We start from the raw sequence: 25,249 nt of genomic DNA, 5'->3' as shown, positions 1-25,249 counted from the left end.
ATTCGGTAGGGTAATGACGGAACACTAACTCATGCGACGACGATTGTTGCTATTCCTCTCTATCGTCTATCTCGGGTTTGTGATCCTCTGGGGAGCGGCGTCGGTGGCATACCAACTCCATCTCATCGAATCACCGCTGCTCGGACATGCACTGTTGCTCACCACCGGAATTTTCGTCGTTCTCGGCCTTCTCCTTTACCTCTGGCGCGGTATCCACTGGCTCCAGTCCGAATGGAACGCGCGGGTGTGAGTTACCTCAACGATCCGATTCGTTTTCAGGCGGGGCGAAGAGGACCGCCGGGGTCCCTCCTCCCATCCCGACGGACACACAGCGAGGAGATACCCCGCCGCAACGCTAAGAAGCACTGACGGCGTATTTCGTTGGGGAACACGATGAGGGGGGAACACGGGGGACACGAAGAACGGACCGTCTCGCGCCGCGACGTGCTGAAAGCGGTCGGTGCGGGCGGCGCAACCGTCGCGATTACCGGTGGAACGGCGAGCGCACAACGCGCGCCGATATCCGTCCAGTGGGGTGCGGACTCGGATTTGGCGTCGGTCGCCGGACCGCTTCAGGAACTGTTGTGGGAGGTCGGCCTGCCGAGAAATATCAACATCGACGTCATCGCCGGAACCGAGGAGACGGACATCCGCGAGGAACAGTACACGCGATGGCTGTCGGGGAACCTCGCCAACCCGGATATGCTGCTCACCGACAGTGGATGGACGCTGAACTTCGTCGTCCGCGACCAACTGCTGAACCTCGATCAGCACCTGCCGAAATCGCTGGTGAACCGGGTGAAAAACGGCTACTTCGAGGCGAGCGTTTCGACCGCGACGGGACCGAACGGCGACCTGTACGCGATTCCGCTGTATCCGGATTTCGGGGTGATGCTGTATCGGAAGGACTTGGTCGAGAAGGCGGGATACGAACCGGAGGCGGAGAACTGGGCGGAAAACCCCATCTCGTGGCGGAAGTTCTCGCACGCGACGAAGGACGCGATGGACAAGTCGGGAGTGCCGTACGGCTACACGTTTCAAGCCGACCTCTACGAGGGGTTGTCATGCTGTGATTTCAACGAGTTCATGACCTCGTGGGGCGGTGCGTACTTCGGCGGGCGAAAGGACCTCTTCGGTCCCATCGGCGAGCGCCCGGTGACCATCGACGACCCCGGCGTGATGAATTCGATTCGGATGATTCGGACGTTCATCTGGGGGCAGGGCGACCCCGCCGCGCTCGACGGCTACGCCGGGAAAATCTCGCCGACCGGCGTCCTCCAGTGGATCGAGGATTCCTCGCTCGGTCCGTTTACGGCGGGCGACGCCGTGATGCACCGCAACTGGCCGTACGCCATCGCCAGCGCGGGGGCCGAGGGCGTGCTCGGCGACCGACTCGGCGTGATGCCGATACCGTACGCGGTGAGCGAGAAGGAATCCGAATACCCCGGCATCGGCGGTTCGACGTCGGCCCTCGGCGGATGGCACATGGCGGTCAACCCGAACACGGAGAAATTGGATGCGGTGCTCCGGATTATGGAGGCGATGACCGACGAGCGGATTCAGTTGATGCTGTTCGAGAACATCGGACTCCTCCCGCCGGAGGTCAGCGTGCTGGAGTCGAAGGCGGCCCGGCAGGTTCCCGTCGTCGGCGATCACGTCGACACGCTCAGAATCGCCGGAGCCAACGCGATTCCGCGGCCGGTGACGGTCGCGTGGACACAGGAATCGACGAAGATAGCAGAACTCGTCCACGAGGCGTATTCGGGCGGAATGATGCCCGAGGCGGCGATGCGCCAACTCCAGTCACAGATCGAGGAGATCGAGGGGTACAACCGCGTGGGCAGTGCATAACGGAACCGATAAACCCGTCCCGTCGAATTTTTCGGTATGCAGGTGGCCGCGAGTCAGTCGTTCCGCCGGGTCCTTTCGTCGATGTGCACCGAACCCCATCCAGCGGCCCGTGACGCCGCCGAACGGTTTCTGGCGTCGAACCCGGGCGACCCGACGACGTACCCGACCGTTTCCGCGCTCGAAGACGAAGCCGTCTCGCTGCTCGGCGAAATAACCGGGCTGTCGAACCCGCACGGCTACATAGCGAGCGGCGGGACCGAAGCCAACATCCAAGCCGTCCGCGCCGCGCGGAACATCGCCGAGAGCGACGACCCGAACGTCGTCGCCCCCGAGAGCGCACATTTCAGCTTCCAGAAGGCGGCGGACGTACTGGGCGTCGAACTCAGACTCGGTTCGGTGGACGGGGACCGGCGCGCCGACCCCGATACGATGGCGGAACTGGTTGACGACGATACCGTTCTCGTCGTCGGCATCGCTGGGACGACCGAATACGGGCGCGTCGATCCGATTCCGGCGCTGTCCGAAATCGCACACGACGCCGGAGCGTTGCTCCACGTCGATGCCGCGTGGGGTGGGTTCGTCCTCCCGTTCACGGACCACGAGTGGAACTTCGACCACGCCGCGGTCGATACGATGGGTATCGACCCACACAAGATGGGACAGGCGGCGGTTCCGGCGGGTGGCTTCGTGGCCCGCGAATCCCGCGTGCTCGATGCGCTGGCCGTCGAAACGCCGTACCTCGAATCGACTTCGCAAGCCACGCTGACCGGAACGCGGAGCGGTGCAGGGGTAGCCAGCGCGTGGGCCGCGATGGACGAACTGTGGTCCGACGGCTACCGAAAGCAGTACGAACGCTCTCAAGCCAACGCCGAGTGGGTGGCCGACGCCTTCGAATCCCGCGGCTACGATGTGGTCGACCCGGTGCTCCCGCTGGTCGCCATCGACGTGCCCCGAAAGACCGTCGAGGCACTCCAGGAGCGTGGCTGGCGCGTCTCTCCGACAGGGTCGGGCGAACTCCGAATCGTTTGCATGCCGCACGTCACCCGTTCGATGCTGGAGACGTTCGTCGCCGACCTAGATTCGCTGAACCTATGATTCGGCCGGTTCCTCCGTCTCCTCCATCGGTGCGCCGATGGCGTTCCGCTTGACGCTCTTGATTCCGTTTTTCGCGGCGCGTTTCGACGAGTAGCCCTCGCCGCCGTCGGCAATGATGTTGCCGTTTCGGTGGACGAGCCGCCAGCGCCACTCCCCGGCGTGATCTTTGTACACTTGAAACGTCGCCTGTGCCGGCGGGCGCAGCGCTTCCACGACGCTCCCGTCGTCCTGTGTGACCGCGACGGGCCACGAGTCCGGTTCGGAACTTTTCTCGTCTTCGTCCCGTTTCCCCTCCGACTCTACTGTCCGTTTGCCCCGGTTCGTAAGTCGCCGGACCAATCCGACGACCGATGAGCCGTACTCCTCGATGAGTTCGGCGTCGAACTGCTTCTCCAGCAGCGACTCGCCATCGCGGGTGATGGCGATCTGCCGCCCCCGGAGTTCGATGTCTCCCGCCGATTCCTCCCACTTCCCGTTGCGTCGGTACTCGACCGTCACCGTCATCGCCGAGCGGTCGTCCGTGTACGCTACCCGCGCTTGCAGCGTCGGATGAACCGTGACGCGATATTCTCTGTCCGAGTTCACGCGTTTCGGTTCGTTTTCGTCCGCCATGAGTCTGTTTGCCACTATCGGCGCTCAGCCCGTCGTCTCCCGGGTTTCAAGCTCAACCTTTACGTCGGTCGGTTGCCGACCTACTGATGTGCTCGATACCCTTATTCCGCTCTCCCCTACCCTCACCGGGGGCGTCGTTCTCGGGTCGTTCGGCGGGTTGGAAGCCGCCGTGAAAACCGCTACCGGGTGGGTCGGTGTCGTCTTCATCGCCGTCTACTCCTTTCTCATCTCGTTCCTCCTGCCCCTCCCCAGCGAAATCGTCCTCCTCGCCCCCCTCGACCTCGGCATCGGGAAAATCGGACGGTACTCGCTCATCATTCTCGTCAGCGGGTTCGGCAAGGCCGCCGGAAGCGTGTTCGCGTTCCACATCGGCCAGGAGGCCAAGGAGTCCGGCCCGGTCATCCGCGCACTCCGCCGTTCGCGGATCGACATCGTGGAGTGGTCCGAACGGAAGACCGTCGCACTCGCCCAACGCTGGGGCTACTTCGGCCTGGCGGGCGCGCTATGTGTCCCCGGCTTCCCCGATACCATCTCCATCTACGCCTTCTCGATCCTGGAGACGGATTACGTGAAGTTCGCCTTGGCGTCCTTTGCGGGCAGCGTCGGACGGCTCGTGTTGGTGTTGCTCATCACCAAAGGCGTTCTGTCGATCTGAACGGCGAGAACGGGTGTTGCGAATTGGGTGGCGTTTTGCGATCGTGAGTGTGATTTCTCGAGAGTAAATTCGGGGCTGAAGACGATTCTTTCCGTCGTCACGGAAAACCAAAATCCTCCTCGCGGCCAAGTGTTTATATACGATAACGAACCTACTGCGTGGTATGCGTTCGACGGCCCACCTCACCCGATTCGCTATGCGCATGCGCCGATAGCGTCGGGTGAATCCTTCTGGGCCGGCCACGGTCGGTTTTCGGGGGTGAAACCCGTCGATTCCGGTTTTCGAGAGCGACCGCTACACGAATATCACGCAGCAGCGACCACATCATCAATGACGAACACACGAAATCGGCGGGTTTTACACCCGCAAGGAAGGAGACGATAGTATGAGCCACGACAGTTTTCCCACCGAGGAACCGGCGGTGGTGACGTGTGGGCTTCCCTACGCGAACGGGGAACTCCACATCGGACACCTCCGAACCTACGTCGGCGGTGACGTCTACTCGCGCGCCCTCGACACGCTCGGCCAGCAAACGGCCTTCGTTTCGGGGTCCGACATGCACGGCACGCCGGTCGCCGTGAACGCCGAGAAGGAGGGCGTTTCGCCGCGGGAATTCGCGCTTCGCCACCACGAGAAGTACGAGGCGACGTTCCCGAAGTTCAACATCGAGTTCGACAACTACGGCCATACGGACGACGAGACGAACACGGAACTCACCCAGGAAATCGTCCGCAAACTGGACGAGGAAGGGTACATCTACGAGAAGGAGATCAAGGTCGCGTGGGACCCCATCGAGGACGACCCGCTCCCCGACCGCTACGTCGAGGGGACCTGCCCGTACTGTGGTGCCCACGCGCGCGGGGACGAGTGTGACGAGGGCTGCGGACGGCACCTCGAACCCGGCGAAATCGAGGACCCGACGAGCACCCGCACCGGAAACCCGGCGGAGTATCGCGAGCGGACGCACAAGTTCTTCCGCGTCTCGGACCTGCAGGAGTACCTGCAGGAGTTCATCGACCGACTCGAAGGGACGAGCAACGCGAAGAACCAGCCCCGAGAGTGGATCGAGGGCGAACTCCAGGACTGGTGTATCTCCCGCGATATGGACTGGGGAATCGATTATCCTGGGGAGGAAGATGGGACGGAAGACCTCGTGCTCTACGTCTGGGTGGACGCACCCATCGAGTACATCGCCAGCACGAAACAGTACACCGAGCGCGTCGGCCCCGACACCTACGACTGGGAGGAGACGTGGAAGGACGCAGGCGAAATCGTCCACATCATCGGCCGCGACATCATCCAGCACCACACCGTCTTCTGGCCAGCGATGCTCCACGTCGCGGAGTACAACGAACCCCGCGCCGTCATGGCGAGCGGTTTCGTCAACCTGAACGGCAAGGGCTTCTCGACCAGTCGCAACCGCGCCGTCTGGGCCGACGACTACCTCGACGAGGGCTTCGACCCGGACCTGCTGCGCTACTACCTCGCCACCAACGGCGGGTTCCAGCAGGACGTGGACTTCTCGTGGGACCGGTTCCAGGAGCGCGTCAACGGCGAACTCGTCGGAACGGTCGGCAACTTCGTCTATCGAAGCCTGCTGTTCGCGGCGCGGAACTACGACGGCGCGCCGGACGCCGAGGCGAGCGACGAGGTGACGGAGCGAATCGAGGAAGCCGTGGAGGAGTTCACCGCGGCCGTCAACGACTATTCGCTCAAGGACCTCGGCGACGCCGCGACCGCACTGGCCGGGTTCGGCAACGAGTACATCCAGCGCAACGAACCGTGGAAGCTGACCGACGAGGACCCCGAGCGGGCCGAACAGGTCATCTACGACTGCGTACAGGTTTCCAAGGCGCTCGCCGTGCTGTTCGAGCCGATTCTCCCCGGCAAGGCCGAAGCGCTCTGGACGCAACTCGGCGAGGACGGGTCGGTCCACGGAACCGAGGTCGCGGACGCGCTCGAAGCGCCGCGCGGCGACTTCGGCGAGCCGACAGAACTGTTCGCCAAGATCGAGGACGAGCGCGTCGAGGAACTGAACGAGACGCTCGATGCGCGTATCGAAGCGGCTACAACCGACGACGAGGAAGACGAAGATGAAACCGTGAGCGACGAAGAACCCATCTCGGACGACAGGATCAGCTTCGACGAATTCCAGGATCTCGACCTGCGCGTCGGCCGCATCGAGTCGGCCGAAGAGATCGAGGGTGCCGACGCACTCCTGCGACTCGAAGTCGATATCGGCAGCGAGACGCGACAGATCGTCGCCGGTCTCAAACAACTCCACGACGTGGACGAGTTGCCGGGCACGAAAATCGTCGTCGTCGCCAACCTCGAAAAGGCCGAACTGTTCGGCGTCGAGAGCGACGGAATGGTTCTCGCGGCGGGCGAGGACGCCGACCTGTTGACGACGCACGCCGACGCCGAACCGGGAACGAAGATCAAGTAACCGAACTTAGAGGTCTTCGACCAGTCCCGCGAAATCCTCCATCGGAAGGATTTCCATCGTCTGCATATCGAGCCCGTAGCGCTCGATGCACAGCGATGCTCGATACGCCGCATCGCGGTCCTCGGCGTCGATGATGAGCAGGAAGTCGTACTCCCCGAGGATCGCGTAGGTCGATTCGAGGGTCGTCTCGTGCGTCTCCAGTTCGTTTCGGATGTCTCCCCAGATCGACGCCAGCTCTTGAACGTTCTGATAGTTCTGCTCGACAGTAACGAGCGACGCGTACTTCGACATATTTCATCGTTTCGAAGGCAACACAAATATCGATTGTGGCCAGGGATGCTACGGAATAAACTCGTCTGCGAGTTAACTGTGGGGTTTTTTTGAGTGTCCACACCAATTGCCGTTCATGAGAAATGCGAAAATCGTCTGTACCCTCGGGCCCGCTTCCGATTCTCGGAGCATGGTTCGGGAACTCTCGAACGCGGGAATGACCGTCGCGCGGGTGAACGCGAGCCACGGCTCACGCGAGGACCGCGCCGAGATCATCGACACGATTCGGAAGGTCGACGAAGCGACCGAGAATCCGCTTTCGGCCATGCTCGACACGCAAGGTCCGGAGATTCGAACGGCGGAAGTGGACGAGCCAATCACGCTCGAAACCGGCTCGACGGTTCGGTTCGTGGAGGGTGAGGACGCGACGCCGGAGGAAGTCGGCCTCTCGGTTTCCATCACGAACGCCGAACCGGGGGACACCGTCCTGCTGGACGACGGCCGGATCGAGACGGAAGTCGAGGAGATCGACGGAGACGCCGTCGTCGCGCACGTCGTAAGCGGCGGCGACCTCAGCAGCCGAAAGGGCGTCAACGTCCCCGGTGTCGAACTGGGGCTGAGCGTCGTCACCGAGAAGGACAGAAACGACCTGCAACTCGCGGCCGAGAAGGGCGTGGACTTCGTCGCCGCGAGCTTCGTCCGTGACGCGGACGACGTCTACGAGATCAGCAAGGTGCTGGAGGAGTTCGGTGCCGACATCCCCATCATCGCCAAAATCGAGCGGAGCGGCGCGGTCGACAATCTGGAGGAAATTGTCGACGCGGCCTACGGCGTGATGGTCGCGCGCGGCGACCTCGGCGTCGAGTGCCCGATGGAGGACGTGCCGATGATCCAAAAGCGCATCATCCGGACGTGCCAGCAAGCAGGTGTCCCCGTCATCACCGCGACCGAGATGCTGGATTCGATGGTTCACTCCCGTCGCCCAACGCGCGCGGAGGCCTCCGACGTGGCCAACGCCGTCCTCGACGGCACCGACGCCGTCATGCTCTCGGGCGAGACGGCGATCGGCGAGCACCCCGTCCGCGTCGTGGAGACGATGGACAGGATCGTCCGCGAAGCCGAAGGGAGCGACGAGTACGCGGAGACGCTCGAACAGCGCGTTCCGGCCGGTGACGAGACACGAACGGACGCCATCGCTCGCTCCGCCCGCTATCTGGCCCGTGACATCGGCGCGAGTGCTGTGGTCGCCGCCAGCGAATCCGGGTACACCGCGCTGAAGGTGGCGAAGTTCCGCCCCGGCGTGCCCATCGTGGCGACGACGCCGAACGACCGGGTTCGACGCACGCTCGCCCTGTCATGGGGTGTCAACGCCCAGTACACCGACCTCGGTCACAGCGTGGAGAACATCGTCGAGGACGGCGTCCAAGCCGCGCTCGATGCCGGGGTCGCCGAAAGCGGCGATACCGTCGTCGTCCTCACGGGTATGATGAGCGAACTCGACGGCTCGGATACGGCGAACATGCTGAAGGTCCACGTCGCCGCCGAAACCATCGCCACCGGACGCAGTGTCGTTCGCGGCCAGGCCGCCGGTCCGGTCTCGCGCTCCTCGACCGGCGACCTCTCGGAGATCACCGACGGCGGGATTCTCGTCCTCGAACCGGACTTCGACGGCGAGTTCACCGGCGATACCGGACGTATCGCTGGTATCGTGGACTCCCGCCCGGGGATGACCGGCTACCCGGCACTGGTCGCGCGCGAACTCGACATCCCGATGATAAGCGGCGCACCGCTCGGCCCGACCGTCGACGACGGCGACGAGATCACCCTCGACGCCGAACGCGGCGTCGTGTACGAGGGCGACGTCCGCTCCTCCGACCGGTCGTAATCCGTTTTTTCGTCGTCCATCCTTTCGTAGCCAGCCTTTTGGTTGCCCGTCGCGTATCTTGACGTATGTCCGACTGGAAGTACGACGTGGAGGACGTCGGTGAAGATGCCGACGACACGCCATCCGACATATTCTCCGAGGAAGAACCCCTCGAACCGGGGTCCCCATCGGCCGAGAACGTGCTGTTCGTTCTCCTCGGTGCCCTTACCGTTCTGTACGTCTTTCTCCACGCCATCGGGGTCGCGTAACCCACAAACCCTTAATCGTTCGACACCAATCCCCAATCATGGCATCGCCCTTCGATTCGCTCGCGCTCTTGCTCGTCATCGCGGGCGCGGGGCTCACGCTTGCGGAAGCGCTCATTCCCGGCGCACACTTCATCGTCGTCGGCATCGCGCTCCTGCTCGCTGGATTGGTCGCGTTCCTCTTTCCGCCGCTCGCCCAACCGTTCGTGCTCTCGTTCCTCGTCCTCGCGTTCGGCGCGATATCGTTCTACGGCTATCGTCACCTCGACCTCTACGGCGGCAAGGGGTCCGGGAGGACGAAGGACTCGGACTCCTTGAAAGGGACCACCGGCCACGTGACCGAACGCGTGACGCGTTCGGAAGGACAGGTGAAATTGGACAGCGGCGGCTTCAACCCCTACTACGCCGCCCGAACCATGGACGGCGAGATTCCGGAAGGAACGGAAGTGATGGTCATGGACCCCGGCGGCGGGAACGTCGTCACGGTCGAACCCGTCGATTTCATCGAGGACCCTATCGACCGTGAACTCGCACGCGGGCGAACCGACGCGAACCGATCCGAGACGGACCGTGCGGAGCGGGAAACCGAGGAACTGTAATTCTCTTCCCTTTTATTGTCGGATCATATAGGATAAAGTAGCAGAATACTTAACAAGTATGTATCCCAACATCAGGACGTAATGCTGCCCACAATACCCCTGCAGAGCGCCCCACTGACTGGGGGGCTAATGATCGTCGCACTGTTGTTGTTACTGCTCGTTATCGTTACGGTCTGGCAGGCCGTCGAAATCGTGCAGGCGACCGAGAAGCGCGCTCTAACCGTCTTCGGGGAGTACCGCAAACTCCTCGAACCGGGTATCAACTTCGTGCCGCCGTTCGTCAGCAAGACCTACCGCTTCGATATGCGGACTCAGACGCTCGACGTGCCGCGACAGGAGGCCATCACGCGCGACAACTCGCCCGTGACCGCCGACGCCGTCGTCTACATCAAGGTGATGGACGCGAAGAAGGCGTTCCTCGAAGTCGAGGACTACAAGCGTGCCGTCTCGAACCTCGCCCAGACGACGCTTCGTGCCGTCCTCGGTGACATGGAACTCGACGACACGCTCAACAAGCGACAGGAGATCAACGCGAAGATCCGCCGCGAACTCGACGAACCCACGGACGAGTGGGGAATTCGCGTCGAGAGCGTCGAGGTCCGTGAGGTCAACCCGTCCAAGGACGTCCAGCAGGCGATGGAGCAACAGACCAGCGCCGAACGGAAACGCCGTGCCATGATTCTCGAAGCGCAGGGTGAACGCCGCAGCGCCATCGAGACGGCGGAGGGTGACAAGCAGTCCAACATCATCCGCGCGCAAGGTGAAAAGCAGAGCCAGATTCTCGAAGCACAGGGTGACGCGGTTTCGACCGTGCTTCGCGCGAAGTCCGCCGAGTCGATGGGTGAACGCGCCGTCATCGAGAAGGGAATGGAGACGCTCCAAGCCATCGGCGAGGGCGAGTCCACGACGTTCGTCCTCCCGCAGGAACTCTCCTCGCTGGTCGGCCGCTACGGCAAGCACCTGACCGGAAGCGACGTGAAAGAAGGAGAGTCGCAGTTGGACAGCCTCGACTTCGACGGCGAGACCCGCGAACTGCTCGGTCTCGACGACATCGACGAAATCCTCGGACAGATCGACGAGGAAGCCGAGATGGACGTCGAGGAGATGGAGAAACAGGCACAGGCCATCAAGGAAGGCGAGGACAAGGCCCAAATCAAGAGCGCCGACGAGGTCATCGAGGAGATGGACGCCGAGATGGGCGGCGAGATGGAATCCGATCAAGACGAGGATTCCGAGTCGAAAGAAGAGACCGAACTCGAAACCGAAGTCGAGTAAACTGCCCTCCCTCCGTTTTTCCGCGTATCGACTGCGACGCCGTTTTCACACGCCGATATGGCTCACGCCGTGACGGTCGAGTGAACGACGACCGCAGTCCGGATAATGCAATCGTGTCGCGATTTTGATTACTGATGTTTTGACCCCTATCGTACTTCTCGCCCTGCTCGGAACCACTCGATTGTAATTGTCTCCCAAACGAAGCTGTTTTACGTTCCCCGGTTGTACCGATGTATAGATGGTTAAGCACGGGAACGTCGATGAAAATAAGCGCGCCACCCTCCGCCGCTTTGCGGTTTTAGGGGCTGCCGCGCCGCTCGCAAAACTCGCCGAGGGGAACCATTCCGGCGGGCAGAGCGAAGCCCGCGACGCGATTGCGGGCTACGTCACGACGACACCGGGCGCTCATTTCTCGAAGATACGCGACGACCTGCAACTCGGCACCGGCGAGACACAACACCACCTCCGGCAACTGGTGGAACTCGGCGTGGTCGAAAGTCACCGGGATGGCGATTACCGGCGATTCTTCCCGGCCAAACAGTTTTCGGCGTTCGAACAGGTCGCGTTGGGCTATCTCCGACGGGACACGCCGCGCGGAATGATGATCGAACTGCTCCGCAACCCCGATGCGACCGGCAGTGACCTCGCGGCCGCGCTCGACGTCTCCCGACCGACGGTGAGCAAATACGCCGCCGATTTGGACGAAAAAGGCCTGCTCTCGCGTGAGAACGGCTACGCCGTTCGACACCCGGAAACGCTCATCACGCTGCTGGTCCGCTACGCTGATTCGTTCGGTGCGAACGCGGAGCAGTTCGCCGGTGAAGCATCGAATCTGATTTCGTTCGATCCCTGAAAATCGGCCGTTTCTCGACATCTCATCGTCGTTTCCGTTTCGTTTGGGAGTAACGACTTTCGTGAAGACGAATGGATGACGGGCCCGGCCGGTGCCGGGCGGAAAACCGACTGGGACGACGCGTCGCGATTATGCGCTGACTTTCCACGTCGTGGAGGAGGAGTAGCCCCACTTCTCGACTTCCACGTCGAAGTTTCCGTCCGCGATTGCGGTCATGTTCGTGCCGACTTCCTTCGCGGTCAGTCCGAGTTCGTCGCCGATGAGTCGGGACTTGAAGTAGGTTTTTGTCGTGCCGTTTTCACGAAGGTAACGGAGAATTCGCTGTTGTTTGTCAGTAAGCGTCGTCGTACCAGCAGTCGTGGTGCTCATACTACTGTAGAAGATGGATACGACCTTAGTGGGTTTGGTACGAGCGGTTAACGCCACGCCCTCTTGTGATTTCTGTGAAAATATATGTGAATATAATTCCTCCCGCGGGGGTGGTTGGTACGGTTGGTTAACGCCACGTTTCGCGGCATGTGTCGCTCTGACTCATGACAACCGTGGCCCAGAAGCTACTTACGGTGCGAGGGTGAGACAGTTCCATAATGAGCGGTGGTTCTGTAGAGGTGAGCGTCGTCCTTCCGTCGTACAACGAGGAGGCGACCATAGAGAATACCGTCGAGACAACCCTCGACACATTGGAATCGTTTCTCCCTCCAGATAGTTTCGAAGTGATCGTTGCCGAAGATGGCTGTGACGACCGAACGCCGGAAATCGCAGATCGAATGGCGGCCCAGGACAAACGGGTTCGCCACTTCCACAGTGACGAACGGTTGGGACGCGGAGGAGCATTGAATCGCGCATTCGAAGAGTCAAACGGAGAGACACTCGTCTACTTCGACACCGACCTCGCGACGGACATGCGACATCTCGAAGAATTGGTCGAGAGCGTCCGTTCCGGCGAGTACGACTTCGCAACGGGGTCGCGGTGGATGCCCGAAAACGTCGCCGACCGCCCGGCGAAACGTGACGTTGCGAGCCGTGGTTTCAACGGGTTGACGCGTCTGTTCCTCCGTTCGGACCTTCGTGACCACCAGTGTGGGTTCAAGGCGTTCGACCGGACCGCCCTGTTCGACGTGCTTGCGGACGTCGGGGACAACCACTGGTTCTGGGACACGGAAGTCCTCGTTCGGGCACAGCGCAAGGGCTACAAAATCAAGGAGTTCTCCGTGGACTGGACGCCGAAGGGCGACACGAAGGTGGACCTCGTCCGCGACGTGTTCGGCATGGGGAGCCAGATCGGTCGCTGCTGGTGGGAGTTCACCGTCGCACCGCGAATCACCCGCGGCGTCTCCATGGCCGTCGGGGTCCTGTTGACCATCATCGCCGTCGCGCTGATGGGTCGATACCTCCCGCTCGGGAAGGTGCTCGACCAGATGGAGCACGCGAACCTCGCACTGGTCGCTCTCGCGGCCGTGGTGTACGTGTTCTCGTGGCCGCTCCGCGGCGTTCGGTACAAGAACATCCTCGAAAAACTCGGTTACACCGAAAGCACCGGTTTCCTCACCGGCGCGATATTCATCAGCCAGACCGGGAACCTCGTGTTCCCCGCCCGACTCGGTGACGGCGTCCGTGCCTACGTGATGAAGGCTCGGCGCAGCATCCCGTACCCGTCCGGCTTTGCGTCGCTCGCGGTCGAACGGGTGTTCGACCTGCTGACGATAACCGTCCTCGCCGGTGTCGTCCTCATCGGACTGACCGTGACGGGACAGGCGGCCACCATCGTACAGGCCGTCACCGGTGCGAAACACGCGGAAGCGGCACGAACCGCGGTGTACGTCGCCGCCGGTGTCGGCGTCCTCGCAATCGCGGCAGTCGCCGTCATCATCGCCAGCGCGCGTTCGGACAGCAACCTCGTCCGTTCGTTCGTCACGCGGGTCAGTTCCGACTCGTACGCGAACCACATCGCGGGCATCGTGGAGCGCTTCACCGGCGACGTGCAGATGGTCGCAAACGACCGTGAAGCCTTCGCGAGCGTCGGTCTGAGCAGTCTCGCGATCTGGTCGCTCGACGTGCTGACGGCCATCCTCGTGCTGACCGCGTTCCGCGACGTGTCGCTGACCCTCGTCACGCTGGTCGCCATCGGCTTCTTCGCCGTCAGCGTCGGCAACCTCGCCAAGGTCCTTCCGCTGTCACCCGGCGGCGTTGGCCTGTACGAGGCCGCGTTCACGGTCTTCGTCGCGGGTCTGACCCCGATTCCGTGGGAGGTCGCACTCGGCGCGGCCATCGTCGACCACGCGGTGAAGAACGTCGTCACGCTCGTCGGCGGCGTCGGGTCGATGTTCTCGCTCAACGTCTCGCTGACCCAAGCGGTCGAGGAGGGTCGTGACGTGTCGGTCGAGGAACCGGCCTCGCTCGACGATTAATAGAATTCGGTGACGAACGGGGCGAGCGCCCCCGCCACCGCGTGTTCCAACGCTTCCTGTCTGTCGATGATTCCGTCCGTGAGCGCTCCCGCCGCACCCTGCTTTTTCGCCACGTCGTCCTCGCCGAGGGTGTCGTCCATCACCGGGCCGAGTTCCTCGCCGTCCCGTATCCGTTCGGCGATCGATTCCGGAAGCTGTAGTCGCGGTCCGGCACCGTGGCCCATCGTCTCGCCGTCCGTCACGGCGGCCCACATGACGAGATACAATCCGTCCGTTCCCGAAACCTCGGCGACGCCGCCTTCCAAACCGACGCCGAGGTCGTACTCCCCGGAACGGACGACTCGCCGGGCGCGATTCTCCGCTCCCTCGACGGTCTCTCCTTCTCCGAACGGTTGTTCCGCGACCCCCGACTCGACGGGGAGGGATTCGACGCGAGCGTCGAATCGCCCACCGAGGGCGGCTTCCACTGCGGCCACTTTCACTGGGTTTCCACTGCCGACTCCGATTCGCATGGTCGTCGTCTCTCGTCCGCCGACTTGGTGATTGCTACTCAGTCGTCGGCTGGCTCGATGGCGTCCGGGTGCAGTATCCGGGCCATCGTCTCGATGCCATCGAGCAGTCGCGGACTCGGCTGGTTCAACAGCGAGTCGTCGAGGACGTGGACGGCATCGTTCTCGACCGCTGGAATTTCCCACTCACGGTCGAGGACGGCCTCGGGGTCGCTTCGCTCCCCTCGTCCGCAGACGTGGAGGAACACGTGTTCCGGGTTCGCCGCCTCGACGTCCGCCGAATCCACTTCGCGGGAGCGCTCCCCCGCTGGCAGAAACGGATACTCCCCGCCAGCGGCCCGCACCGCGTCGGGAACCCAGTTTCCGGCGGCGGTCGGTGGCTCGGACCACTCCTCGCAGTAGACGGTCGGTCTCGGCCGCCCGCGCACCAATCGGCGAACACGTTCGATACGACTCCGGGCACGCCACGCGAGGTCGTGTCCCGCTTGCGGTTTCCCGAGTGCCCGGCCGACCGTCGCGAACGAGTCGATGACGTCGCCGAGCGTTCGCGGGTCGACGTGGACGACGCGCTGGTCACGGTCACGGAGTTCGTCGCGCACGTCCGCTTGTAACGAGTCGGTCGTAACGACGAGGTCCGGGTCACACGCTCGGATAGCCTCGTAATTCGGGTTCAGCCACCCGCCGACCGCGGGAACGTCGTCCGAATCGACTCGGCAGTGGTGCGTGACGCCGACGAGCATGTCTGTCGCGTCGAGTTCCCGTACGATTTCGGTGACACTCGGTGCGAGCGACACGACGCGGGTTGACTCCATGGGAATCGATTCGTTCCGTTGTGGGTAAACAGTTCGTTACCGGCCGGTAATCCCTTCTTAAACATTTCGCTCGGTTGACGCCAAACGGCGACTTCACGCCCCGTGTGACTGTTTCACGAACACACGGGGCGTCAAAAACGAATTCTTTAAGTACCTTTCGTCATAACCACGAGTTAAGACTGCGGTATCCGGGTTTTTCGGGATTAACCTGCCCGGTAGCCGACGCTCCCTCTGAGGAGGTACTGCACATGCAAAACACGAGTATTCGAACGAGAAGCAACGAATCCGAAGTAGAGAAAAGCGGGCAGAAAGGCCAAACCTGCCCCGAATGTAGCGGTAAGCTCATCGCCGACTCCGGCCACGGCGAAACCATCTGTCAGGACTGTGGTCTGGTCGTCGAAGTGGACAACGTCGACCGCGGACCGGAGTGGCGCGCATTCGACGCCAAGGAGAAAAACGAGAAGTCCCGCGTCGGCGCGCCGACGACGAACACGATGCACGACAAGGGGCTCTCGACCAACATCGACTGGCGAAACAAGGACGCCTACGGTAATTCGCTCGGTTCCCGCCAGCGCGAGAAGATGCAGCGCCTCCGCAAGTGGAACGAGCGCTTCCGCACCCGCGACAGCAAGGAACGCAACCTCAAGCAGGCACTCGGCGAAATCGACCGCATGGCGAGCGCGCTCGGCCTCCCGGACAACGTCCGCGAAATGGCCAGCGTCATCTACCGCCGTGCACTGAACGAGGACCTCCTACCGGGCCGTTCCATCGAGGGCGTTTCGACCTCGTGCGTGTACGCCGCCGCCCGACAGGCCGGTGTGCCGCGCAGTTTGGACGAGATCACCGAGGTCAGCCGCGTCGAGAAGAGCGAAGTCGCACGAACCTACCGCTACGTCGTGCGCGAACTCAGCCTCGAAGTCAAACCCGCCGACCCCGAGAGCTACGTCCCACGATTCGCGTCCGGACTCGAACTCTCGGACGAGGCAGAACATCGCGCCCGTGAACTCCTCCGCAACGCGAAGGAACAGGGCGTTCACAGCGGGAAATCGCCCGTCGGACTCGCGGCCGCCGCCGTCTACGCCGCCGCGCTGTTGACCAACGAGAAGACCACGCAGGCCGAGGTCAGCGACGTGGCCGACATCAGCGAAGTCACCATCCGAAACCGCTACCACGAGTTGCTCGAAGCCGAAGAAGGAACCGTTGCGCTGTAGACGAGTTTGAAAAGAGGTTTTTACGCCGCGCCGATACATTCAGGAAGCTACTGCAATGGAAACCGAGCACGAGATTCACGTCGGTGATGCACGCGACAACTCGCTTCCCGACGATTCGATGGATCTCGTCGTCACGTCGCCCCCCTATCCGATGATCGAGATGTGGGACGACCTGTTCGGCGAGGTGAACTCCGCCATCGAAACCGCGCTGGAGCGAGGCGACGGCGATACCGCATTCGAGTTGATGCACGACGAAATCGACGCCGTCTGGGCCGAAGTCACTCGCGTGTTGAAGCCCGGCGGAATCGCGGTGGTAAACGTCGGCGATGCGACGCGAAAGGTGGACGGAACCTTCCAGTCGTTTCCCAACCACGCCCGAGTGCTCCGCCATCTCCGCGAGCGGGGACTCAAACCCCTCCCCGACATCCTCTGGCGCAAGCCGTCGAACCGCCTGACGAAGTTCATGGGGTCGGGGATGCTCCCGCCGAACGCGTACACCGCGCTCGAACACGAATACCTCCTCGTCTTCCGTAACGGCGACACCCGCGAATTCGAACCCGGTATCGACCACCGCTACGAGTCGGTGTACTTCTGGGAGGAGCGAAACGAGTGGTTTTCCGACCTCTGGACGAACGTCCGCGGCGAGGAGCAGTTGCTGGACCACGGCGACCTCCGCGAGCGTTCGGCGGCGTTCCCATTCGAACTCCCGTACCGCCTCATCTCCATGTTTTCCGTCTACGGCGACACGGTTTTCGACCCGTTTTGGGGGACTGGAACCACCTCGCTCGCCGCGATGGTCGCCGGGCGAAATTCCGTCGGCTACGAACTCGAAGCCGACTTCACGGAACTGTTCGCGGAGCGGGTCGCCGCCGTCGAGGAACTCTCACGCGAAATCGTCGGCGAACGACTCGACGACCACCGCGAGTTCGTTTCCGACCACGACGGACAGCTCAAATATGACGCCCGTAACTACGACTTCCCCGTCAAGACCGCCCAGGAACGGGATATTTTGCTGTACGAGGTGAGCGGCGTGGAACGCGACGGGACGCGATTTTTCGCCACACACGAACCGTACTCCGAGTAATCTTTTATTCATCGACGCGAATTCGAAGCCATGAACTTCGATTCCTTTTCGCTCGCCGTGAGCACGGCCGACCTCGGCGACGAACCTCCTGCCCGCGACCACGCCGATCTCGTGGAGTTTCGAATGGACCTCGCGGACGACCCGCTCCCGTCGCTGTCCGCCTACGACGGTGAACTCCCCATTATCGCCACCAACCGCGCCGCGTGGGAGGGCGGCGAGGCCACCGGTGACGAGCGACTGGACGACCTGGCTATAGCCGCCGAACATCCGTCAGTCGTCGCGGTGGACGTCGAACTCGAAACTCTGCTCACGGAGCAGGGCAAGGAAGCCGCCGCCCACGCACGCGACAACGACGCGCACGTCGTCGCTTCGGTCCACGATTTCGAGGCGACACCCTCCCAGAAACGGATGCGCGAACTGCTCGAAAACTGCACCGACCACGCCGACGTGGGAAAACTCGCCGTCACCGCCCACTCCCGTTCGGACGTGCTCGACGTACTCCGCGTGACGAACCTCCTCACGGAATACGGCCGAACCGTCGCCACCCTCGCCATGGGCGAATCCGGTCGCCACTCGCGGGCAGTCGCCCCCATCTACGGGTCGAAAATCGGCTACGCACCCCTCGACCTGGCCGACGCGACCGCGCCGGGACAGTACGATTTGGCCACCCTGTCGCGGCTTGTGGACGAGTTGGGAGGGAAATAGCTCGGGAGACGCCTGCTCCCTATCCGTGACCGTCGCGCGCGACGAATCGATTGTCACACGCCGGCCATCGAGGGAAAAAATGATAATGAACTGAATCGTACCCGAACATATGGTCCCTGCTCATACCATCGAACGGCGTCGCTCCCACCTGAGCGGAGTCGCCACCCTCGTCGGCGGGTTCGGCGTTTTCCTCGGTGCGGCCGCCGGACTCCACGCATCGAACGTCGGACTCGTCTCCCTCCTCGCAGCTATCGGCGTCGCGTTCCTCGAAGTTCGCCACACGTCTCGCTATCGTGGCGCGGTTTCGCTCCCCTTCGCGGCGACCGGTGTGATGGTTCTCCTCTGGACGACCCTCGCCCAACCTGCGGACCCGAGTTATGCGTTCGGCGGCCTCCTTTTCGTGGTCTTCGGACTCGCGAACCTCTTCGGCCTGAGCGCCGTCAGGAGGACGTTCCGCGAGTTCGGCGAGGCCGCCGGACGGCACTTTCACTGAACCGACCACCCCTCACTACGTTCGTTGACTCCGTTTTTCGAGGGAATACTTGGGCAACTCACCACATCGGAAGAGTTTAACACACTCCGTCAGCTATCAACGACTAGTGACACGGAAGAAAAAACGCCCATGGCTCGCCGCCCTCGGTTCCTTCGTCTATCCGGGATTGGGGCATTTCTACCTCCGTCAGTGGCTTCGCGGGTTCCTCTGGTTCGGATTCATGTTGCTCACTGCCTACTTCTTCATCCCTCCAGCGGTGGCTAACGAACTATCCGTCGCGATTCAGAACAACGACATGGCCGCCTACTCACAGGCGACCCAGAACCTCGGCCTCGATGTCTCCCTCCCGCTCCTGTTCGTATCGGTCTGCAACATCGTCGACGCGTACTGGTCCGCTGTTCGGAACAACCGCGTCGTCCAAGAGGCGGTGGACGGGACGGTACGCTGTCCCAACTGCGGCCGGAAAGTGGATCCGGAGTTCGACTTCTGTCAGTGGTGTTCGTCGTCGATAGACGCCGAATCTACTGCTCGATAATACTCTCTTCGACGCTCTCGCCGAAGTGCCGTGCGCCGCCCTCCAAGAAAAGTTTGACCTCGTCGCCGACGTCGAGGTCCGTCACGGCCTTTCTCCCGTCCGGCGTGGCGACTTTGATGGTTTCGGCGTTCTGCAGTAGCGTCTCCACCCGGTCGCCGTCCTTCGTTTCCACCTGCACCCGGAACATGGGCCGTTTCTCTATCTTCACCCGACCGACCACCGCTTCGCGGGTGTTGCCGTCGGTATCCACCAACTGGACCTCGTCGCCGCTTTGGAGTTCAGCGAGGTATTTCGTCCCGCCGTCGGGGACGCGGACGTAGGCGTGAACCGCGCCCGCGTTTACCCGGAAGGGGCGCGAGGCGACGTAGGGCGATTCGGCCGTCTCGGCGTGAACGAAGAAGAGACCGCGGGACATCGATCCGACGAGCATCCCCTCGTCGTGTTCCATCAACGATCCGGTATCCACACAGACGCGGTCCGCGCTGCCGGTCTGTTCGATGGCGAGGACTTCACCCCACTCCAACTCCAGTGTCTCGCGTTCGGCGGCGTCGCGCACCTCCACCGTCGAGCGAATTTCGTCCGGGTTGTCGCTGTCCAACAGCACGGCGTCAGCGCCGAGTTCCAGCGTCTCGAAGGCGGTCCGTGCCTCCTCGGCGTTCGTGACACCCGCGACGAGTTCCGTCTCCTCGCCGATGCGCGCAATGAGGTTTTCGAGCGGGATGATGGTCCAGTCCTCGCCGACGATGACGGTATAGTCGGCGTCCTCCGCCGCGGCTTGGGCGAACGATTCGTACTCCTCGCCCAGAATTCGGACGTAGGCACCTTCCGCCTCGTCCTCACGCCTGAGCGTCGAGAGGTCGGCGGAGCCGGAGAAATCCGAGGGGAGGTCTACCGTCCCATCTCCTTCGCCGTTCTTTCCGACGATTCGGGCGTCAGCGCGCTCGCGCTCGCCTCCGTCCTCCTCCGCGTCGAAGACGTGGATGTCCCCATCGCTATGGAACGCCGCCACGTTCACGTCACCGAGTTCTCGAACGCGCTCGACATCGTCATCGTCGACCAAAATCCAGTCCACACCGGCTTCCAAACCGGCCGTGATGCGTTTGCGTCGAGTCTCCCAATCGCCGACGCTGTCGTCGGCTTTCAACCATACGGAGCGTGTCATGCTGAATCGCTCGCAGTCGTATGGCTTGAACGTGGCGGAATCCGCAACTTCTCGCTATCGCTGTCGTCGCAAGTTCGTACTCAGTAGGTTTTTCTTCCGCCTCGAATATCACTACCAAATGACCGATTTCGACGCGATTCTCTTCGACCTCGATTCGACGCTGTGCGTCTCGGACCAAGACGAGGAGGCACTCGTCGCGGAGGCGTTCGACCGCGTTTCCGTCGAACAGTACTGTACGCTCGACGATATCGTCGCGGCAGTGGACGGCATCCCGACCGCCGAAACGCCACACGAGTTCTACGAATTCTGTTTCGACGCCACCGCTCGAAACGCGGGTGTCGAGGACGCACACGCTTCGGAACTCGCCTCCGCGTACGAGGCGTGTCTCGACCATTCCGCGGTTTCGTTTCGCCCCGGCGCGAAAGCGGCGCTGGAAGCGGCCAGCGAGACGAACGTCGCCCTCGTGACGAACGGGGACGAGGAGACCCAGACCGTCAAATTGGAGGCGCTCGGAATTACCGACGTCTTCGACACGCACGTATTCGTCGACCCTCGTGGCGGGGTTCCGCCGAAACCGGACCCGACGCCGTTCGAGCGCGCCCTGAGCGAACTCGATGTGAACGCGGAAAACACGATCCATGTCGGCGATTCACTCCGCGCGGACGTGGCCGGGGCGAACGCTTTCGGTATCGACTCCGTGTGGGTCCCCTACGAAGAACGGGTCACGAATCCAACCCCCGAACCGACGTACACGCTCCCGTCGCTCGCGGAATTTCCGACTATCCTGTAGAAATCAGACTTCGACCGACAGCCCCGCTTCGTCCAGCGCGTCCTCGGCGGAGAGGTCGTCGTGGACGACGCCCGAAACCGCCCGTGCGATGGCTTCCGGATCGTCGTGCTGGAAGACCGACCGGCCGATGGAGACGCCCGCGCCCCCGGCGTCCATCGCGCCGCGAACCGCTTCGAGGGTCGCCTTGTCGCCCTCGGGCGCACCACCGGCGATGACGACGGGGAGGCGCGTCGATTCCACGACGTGCTCGAAGCTTTCGGGGTCACCGCTGTAGGCCGTCTTCACCACGTCAGCGCCGAGTTCCTCCGCCAATCGTACCGCGTGGCCGAGGCTTTCGGCGTCGTGTTCGTCGATCCCCGGTCCGCGAGCGTAGGACATGGCGAGGACGGGAATCCCGAATTTGCTCGCCGTATCGCAGACCTCCGCAAGGTCGGTGATCTGTTTGGGTTCGTAGTTGCTGCCGACGTTGAGGTGGAGGGACACGGCGTCGGCCCCGGCCGCGATGGCCTCCTGTACCGTTCCGGTCATTCGTTTGTCGTTCGAGTCCGGGCCGATAACGGTAGAAGCGTTCAGATGGACGATGTACCCCGCGTCGTTCTTGTGGTCGTGGACGCGCGATGCGATTCCCTTCTGGGTGAGGACGGCGTCGGCACCGCCCCGTGTCACCGCGTCGATGGTCGATTCGATGTCTTTCAGTCCCTTTACCGCGCCCAGTGTGATGCCGTGGTCCATCGGGACGATAACGTAGCGCCCGTCGGACCCGATTCGGTCGAGTCGTGCTGTGATTCCTGTGTCCATAGTATGTTAAAGAGTCCCAATCTAGTTTGAAGTTCGTTCCGGTTCCGGTATATCCTGTCTCCCTTCGCGTGCCCCGGATTTGAGTTCAGCGGCTTTGGTTTCGAGGCGTTCCGCGACGTCCTCACCGGAGGCGACGATGTCGACGAGCGCGCTCCCGACGACGACGCCGTCCGCGCCCGCCGAGACGATCTCCCGGGCGTGTTCGCCTTCGCTCACGCCGAACCCGACCGCCTTCGGCAAGTCGCTTCCAGCCAGTCGTTGGAGGCTCTCGTGCGTATCGCCGCTCACGTCCGCCTGTGCGCCCGTCGTTCCCATCCGAGCCTGCACGTAGACGAATCCGGACGCTTGCGTGGAGATGCGTCGCTTGCGCCTGTCGGTCGTCGTCGGCGCGACGATGAACACGAGATCGAGTCCGTATTCGTCACACGCCAGTCGGAGCGGACCGCTCTCCTCCACGGGGAGGTCCGGAACGATGAGTCCCGCGATACCGGCATCGGCGGCGGCGGAGACGAACGCTTCGACGCCCTCCTCGGAACCATACTGATAAATCAGATTGTAGTAGGTCATGCAGACGATGGGAACGTCCACGTCCAACTCCGAAACGAGGCCGAGATATTTTTGCGGGGTCATCCCGCCGTCCAACGCGCGCTGGATGGCGTTCTGAATCGTCGGGCCGTCCGCGATGGGTTCCGAGAACGGCAGGCCGAGTTCGATCACATCCGCGCCGCCGCGGACGAGTGCCCGGACGTACTCCTTCGTCTCCTCGATACCCGGGTCGCCAGCGACGACGTACGGAATCAGGGCCGGTTCGTCCGCAAAGGCCGATTCGAGGTCTGATTTCGAGTGGCTCATTCAAAAACCTCCATGCTCGGTGCCGCGTCGATGCCACGTTTCTCGCTCTCCTCGATGACCGTGTCGAGGTCCTTGTCGCCGCGTCCGGAGACGTTGACGATCACGAGGTCGCCCAACTCGTCCAAGTCCGTTACCTCTTCGAGGAAAGCAACCGCGTGACTCGATTCCAGCGCGGGAATGATCCCCTCCAACTTCGAGAGTCGGTGGAACGCTTCGAGCGCCGCGTCGTCGTCGACGTTGACCGGCGTCACGCGGCCGGTTTCGACGAGGTGAGCGAGTTCCGGGCCGACGCCGGAGTAGTCGAGTCCTGCACTCACGCTGTGGGATTCGAGTATCTGTCCGTCCTCGCTCTGGAGCAGTTTCGTCCGCGCCCCGTGGAGCACGCCGTCCTCGCCGGTCGAAAGCGAGGCCGAATTCGGTGCGACGCCCTCGTCCTCGTCGATAGTCAGTCCCGACCCGCCCGCTTCGACGGCGAACAGGGAAACGTCCTCATCGGGAACGAAGTTGTGGAACGCGCCCATTGTGTTCGACCCGCCGCCAGCGCAGGCGACGACGCTGTCGGGCAGTCGTCCGGCCTGTTCCCGGATCTGTTCGCGGGACTCCTCGCTGATGACCGACTGGAAGTCACGGACCATCTTCGGGAACGGGTGTGGGCCGACGACGCTCCCGATGACGTAGTGGGTGTCCTCGACGTTGGTCGCCCAGTCGCGCATGGTCTCGTTGATGGCCTCCTTCAGCGTCCCCGACCCGACATCGACGGGGATGACATCGGCGTCGTGGGTTCGCATCCGGAAGACGTTCGGGCGCTGGCGGTTGATGTCGGTTCTGCCCATGAACACCTCACAGTCGATATCGAGGTAGGCGGCGGCCATCGCGGTCGCGGTGCCGTGCTGGCCCGCGCCCGTTTCGGCGACGATTCGCTCCTTGCCCATGTACTTCGCCAGCAGGACCTGACCGAGCGCGTTGTTCAGTTTGTGCGCGCCGCCGTGGACCAGGTCCTCCCGTTTGAGGTAGATTTCCTTCCCGTAGCGCTCGCTCAGCGCGTCCGCACGCTGGAGCGGCGTCGGTCGTCCGCCGAAGTCCCGCATGTGGCGGCGGAACTCGTCCATGAAACCGTCCTCGTTATTGAGGACGTAGCGTTCGTAGGCCGATTGCAACTCCTCGATGGCGGGCATCAGCACTTCCGGAACGTACTGGCCGCCGTATTCGCCGAATTTCGTTTCGTTCGCTTCGTTCATCGCGTTCCTCTCGTTCGCTTCGTTCGTCTCACTCATGCGTTGACCAACCTCCGCGTGTTCTCGGCCACGTCGCCGTCCATGATCGCGCTTCCGACAAGCAGGCCGTCCGCGCCCGCATCCCGCATTCGACGGGCGTCCTCCGTCGTGGTGATACCGCTTTCGGCGACGAGGGTTACGTCGTTCGGTACCGCGGGCGATACCGACTCGAAGGTGTCCAGATCGACTTCCAGTCGTGCGAGGTCACGGTTGTTCACGCCGACGATGTCCGCACCGGCGTCGAGCGCTTCCGCCAACTCCTCCCCGCTGTGAACTTCGACGAGCACCTGAAAGCCGCGCTCTTCGGCGGCCGAAAGCAGACCCGCCAAATCGTCAACGAATCGCACGATGAGGAGGACGAGGTCGGCCTCCACGACGTCCAGTTGCTCCTCCCGAACGATGAAATCCTTGCGGAGAACGGGAACGTCGACCGCCTCGCGGATTCGCCGGAGGTTTTCCGGATCGCCACCGAAGTGGTCCGGTTCGGTCAACACCGACAGGGCGGCCGCCCCGTTTTCGACCATCGTTTCGGCCAGTTCGACGGGGTCGTCGCTTCGTTCGCCCTCCGTCGTCGGACTGGTCGGCTTTACCTCCGCGATCAGCGGCACCCGTTCGTCGTCCGCCGCCGCCGCGAGCGCGTCCGGAAACGAACGGGGAGTCACGGACACCCGTTCGGTCTCCTCGTCCGGTACCCGCTCCCGAGCGGTCCGGAGGATGGACTCGACCGCGGGTGCGAGCGCACCATCTACGTTCATTGTAGTACATCAACGGACTAGTTTGTACATAAGACTTGCGTCCGGGGGACGAATCTTGAAGGTCGTGAGGTTCGT

General features: G+C 62.7%; 27 protein-coding genes. 17 read left to right on the top strand and 10 right to left on the bottom strand.

The window, feature by feature from the left end:
- Positions 1-31: 31 nt before the first annotated feature.
- From NKF25_RS10640 to mfnA, 3 genes are all read left to right on the top strand, one after another.
- Entirely contained in the window at positions 32-250 is a 219-nt protein-coding gene (locus tag NKF25_RS10640) for a hypothetical protein (RefSeq protein WP_253226650.1), read from the top strand.
- 143 nt (positions 251-393) lie between these two features.
- Entirely contained in the window at positions 394-1,851 is a 1,458-nt protein-coding gene (locus NKF25_RS10635; RefSeq protein WP_253226649.1) for an extracellular solute-binding protein, read from the top strand.
- Between the two features lie 36 nt (positions 1,852-1,887).
- Entirely contained in the window at positions 1,888-2,946 is a 1,059-nt protein-coding gene (gene mfnA / locus NKF25_RS10630; RefSeq protein WP_253226648.1) for a tyrosine decarboxylase MfnA, read from the top strand.
- Here the strand turns inward: mfnA and NKF25_RS10625 are convergent.
- Complete coding sequence (locus NKF25_RS10625; protein WP_253226647.1) at positions 2,941-3,573, bottom strand: HVO_2922 family protein; 633 nt, start codon at positions 3,571-3,573, stop codon at positions 2,941-2,943. The two genes, mfnA and NKF25_RS10625, sit on opposite strands and share 6 nt — an antisense overlap.
- Positions 3,574-3,661: 88 nt before the next feature.
- Here NKF25_RS10625 and NKF25_RS10620 point away from each other — a divergent pair, with 88 nt between their 5' ends.
- Both NKF25_RS10620 and metG read left to right on the top strand, forming a co-directional pair.
- A complete protein-coding gene (locus NKF25_RS10620) occupies positions 3,662-4,213 on the top strand; it encodes a VTT domain-containing protein (protein ID WP_253226798.1) in 552 nt (183 codons plus the stop codon).
- Between the two features lie 385 nt (positions 4,214-4,598).
- Entirely contained in the window at positions 4,599-6,659 is a 2,061-nt protein-coding gene (gene metG, locus NKF25_RS10615) for a methionine--tRNA ligase (RefSeq protein ID WP_253226646.1), read from the top strand.
- A 6-nt stretch (positions 6,660-6,665) separates the two neighbouring features.
- Here metG and NKF25_RS10610 read toward each other — a convergent pair whose 3' ends face one another.
- On the bottom strand, positions 6,666-6,950 hold the full coding sequence (locus NKF25_RS10610) for a GYD domain-containing protein (protein ID WP_253226645.1): 285 nt from the start codon (positions 6,948-6,950) through the stop codon (positions 6,666-6,668).
- A gap of 115 nt (positions 6,951-7,065) precedes the next feature.
- Here NKF25_RS10610 and pyk point away from each other — a divergent pair, with 115 nt between their 5' ends.
- The 5 genes from pyk to NKF25_RS10585 all read left to right on the top strand — a co-directional run bounded on the left by pyk (position 7,066) and on the right by NKF25_RS10585 (position 11,786).
- Positions 7,066-8,814, top strand: a complete 1,749-nt coding sequence (gene pyk, locus NKF25_RS10605) for a pyruvate kinase (protein ID WP_253226644.1) — start codon at positions 7,066-7,068, stop codon at positions 8,812-8,814.
- Positions 8,815-8,879: 65 nt separating this feature from the next.
- Positions 8,880-9,062, top strand: coding sequence for a hypothetical protein (locus tag NKF25_RS10600; RefSeq protein WP_253226643.1), 183 nt, complete (start codon positions 8,880-8,882; stop codon positions 9,060-9,062).
- Positions 9,063-9,100: 38 nt separating this feature from the next.
- The gene (locus NKF25_RS10595; RefSeq protein ID WP_253226642.1) at positions 9,101-9,658 is read left to right on the top strand and encodes an NfeD family protein; all 558 of its coding nucleotides are present in this window, start codon (positions 9,101-9,103) and stop codon (positions 9,656-9,658) included.
- Positions 9,659-9,739: 81 nt separating this feature from the next.
- Entirely contained in the window at positions 9,740-10,933 is a 1,194-nt protein-coding gene (locus NKF25_RS10590; protein ID WP_253226641.1) for an SPFH domain-containing protein, read from the top strand.
- A gap of 238 nt (positions 10,934-11,171) precedes the next feature.
- Complete coding sequence (locus NKF25_RS10585) at positions 11,172-11,786, top strand: MarR family transcriptional regulator (protein ID WP_253226640.1); 615 nt, start codon at positions 11,172-11,174, stop codon at positions 11,784-11,786.
- Positions 11,787-11,915: 129 nt separating this feature from the next.
- On the opposite strand, the gene NKF25_RS10580 is transcribed toward NKF25_RS10585, so the two are convergent.
- Positions 11,916-12,155 (bottom strand): hypothetical protein, encoded by a 240-nt coding sequence (locus NKF25_RS10580; protein WP_066145204.1) that lies wholly within the window; start codon positions 12,153-12,155, stop codon positions 11,916-11,918.
- 218 nt (positions 12,156-12,373) lie between these two features.
- Between NKF25_RS10580 and NKF25_RS10575 the strand changes: the two genes are divergently transcribed.
- The gene (locus NKF25_RS10575) at positions 12,374-14,194 is read left to right on the top strand and encodes a flippase-like domain-containing protein (RefSeq protein ID WP_253226639.1); all 1,821 of its coding nucleotides are present in this window, start codon (positions 12,374-12,376) and stop codon (positions 14,192-14,194) included.
- On the opposite strand, the gene yjjX is transcribed toward NKF25_RS10575, so the two are convergent.
- Positions 14,191-14,706, bottom strand: a complete 516-nt coding sequence (gene yjjX / locus NKF25_RS10570) for an inosine/xanthosine triphosphatase (protein WP_253226638.1) — start codon at positions 14,704-14,706, stop codon at positions 14,191-14,193. The genes NKF25_RS10575 and yjjX overlap by 4 nt on opposite strands.
- A gap of 38 nt (positions 14,707-14,744) precedes the next feature.
- The gene (locus NKF25_RS10565; RefSeq protein ID WP_253226637.1) at positions 14,745-15,515 is read right to left on the bottom strand and encodes a cobalamin-binding protein; all 771 of its coding nucleotides are present in this window, start codon (positions 15,513-15,515) and stop codon (positions 14,745-14,747) included.
- Between the two features lie 248 nt (positions 15,516-15,763).
- Between NKF25_RS10565 and NKF25_RS10560 the strand changes: the two genes are divergently transcribed.
- The 5 genes from NKF25_RS10560 to NKF25_RS10540 all read left to right on the top strand — a co-directional run bounded on the left by NKF25_RS10560 (position 15,764) and on the right by NKF25_RS10540 (position 19,543).
- Positions 15,764-16,726, top strand: a complete 963-nt coding sequence (locus NKF25_RS10560; protein ID WP_253226636.1) for a transcription initiation factor IIB — start codon at positions 15,764-15,766, stop codon at positions 16,724-16,726.
- A gap of 55 nt (positions 16,727-16,781) precedes the next feature.
- Entirely contained in the window at positions 16,782-17,810 is a 1,029-nt protein-coding gene (locus tag NKF25_RS10555; RefSeq protein WP_253226635.1) for a site-specific DNA-methyltransferase, read from the top strand.
- A 30-nt stretch (positions 17,811-17,840) separates the two neighbouring features.
- Positions 17,841-18,515, top strand: a complete 675-nt coding sequence (locus tag NKF25_RS10550) for a type I 3-dehydroquinate dehydratase (protein ID WP_253226634.1) — start codon at positions 17,841-17,843, stop codon at positions 18,513-18,515.
- A 109-nt stretch (positions 18,516-18,624) separates the two neighbouring features.
- On the top strand, positions 18,625-19,008 hold the full coding sequence (locus tag NKF25_RS10545; RefSeq protein ID WP_253226633.1) for a hypothetical protein: 384 nt from the start codon (positions 18,625-18,627) through the stop codon (positions 19,006-19,008).
- Between the two features lie 106 nt (positions 19,009-19,114).
- The gene (locus NKF25_RS10540; protein WP_253226632.1) at positions 19,115-19,543 is read left to right on the top strand and encodes a zinc ribbon domain-containing protein; all 429 of its coding nucleotides are present in this window, start codon (positions 19,115-19,117) and stop codon (positions 19,541-19,543) included.
- Here the strand turns inward: NKF25_RS10540 and NKF25_RS10535 are convergent.
- Positions 19,530-20,705, bottom strand: coding sequence for a 3-dehydroquinate synthase II (locus NKF25_RS10535; protein WP_253226631.1), 1,176 nt, complete (start codon positions 20,703-20,705; stop codon positions 19,530-19,532). The two genes, NKF25_RS10540 and NKF25_RS10535, sit on opposite strands and share 14 nt — an antisense overlap.
- Positions 20,706-20,823: 118 nt before the next feature.
- Here NKF25_RS10535 and NKF25_RS10530 point away from each other — a divergent pair, with 118 nt between their 5' ends.
- On the top strand, positions 20,824-21,495 hold the full coding sequence (locus NKF25_RS10530; protein WP_253226630.1) for an HAD family hydrolase: 672 nt from the start codon (positions 20,824-20,826) through the stop codon (positions 21,493-21,495).
- Positions 21,496-21,498: 3 nt separating this feature from the next.
- On the opposite strand, the gene NKF25_RS10525 is transcribed toward NKF25_RS10530, so the two are convergent.
- From NKF25_RS10525 to trpC, 4 genes are read right to left on the bottom strand one after another with little or no spacing between them, the layout of a single operon-like run.
- Entirely contained in the window at positions 21,499-22,293 is a 795-nt protein-coding gene (locus tag NKF25_RS10525) for a 2-amino-3,7-dideoxy-D-threo-hept-6-ulosonate synthase (RefSeq protein WP_066144194.1), read from the bottom strand.
- 21 nt (positions 22,294-22,314) lie between these two features.
- Entirely contained in the window at positions 22,315-23,145 is an 831-nt protein-coding gene (gene trpA, locus NKF25_RS10520) for a tryptophan synthase subunit alpha (RefSeq protein ID WP_253226629.1), read from the bottom strand.
- Positions 23,142-24,419, bottom strand: coding sequence for a tryptophan synthase subunit beta (gene trpB / locus NKF25_RS10515; protein ID WP_253226628.1), 1,278 nt, complete (start codon positions 24,417-24,419; stop codon positions 23,142-23,144). Before trpB ends, trpA begins: the two co-directional genes overlap by 4 nt.
- On the bottom strand, positions 24,416-25,174 hold the full coding sequence (gene trpC / locus NKF25_RS10510) for an indole-3-glycerol phosphate synthase (RefSeq protein WP_066144188.1): 759 nt from the start codon (positions 25,172-25,174) through the stop codon (positions 24,416-24,418). The genes trpB and trpC overlap by 4 nt, the downstream gene beginning before the upstream one ends.
- Between the last annotated feature and the right edge of the window lie 75 nt (positions 25,175-25,249).

This window comes from Haladaptatus sp. AB643 (assembly GCF_024136975.1).
Lineage (GTDB): Archaea > Halobacteriota > Halobacteria > Halobacteriales > Haladaptataceae > Haladaptatus.
The sequence above is the reverse complement of the archived record's forward strand: the minus strand, read 5'-3'. Positions and strand labels throughout refer to the sequence as shown.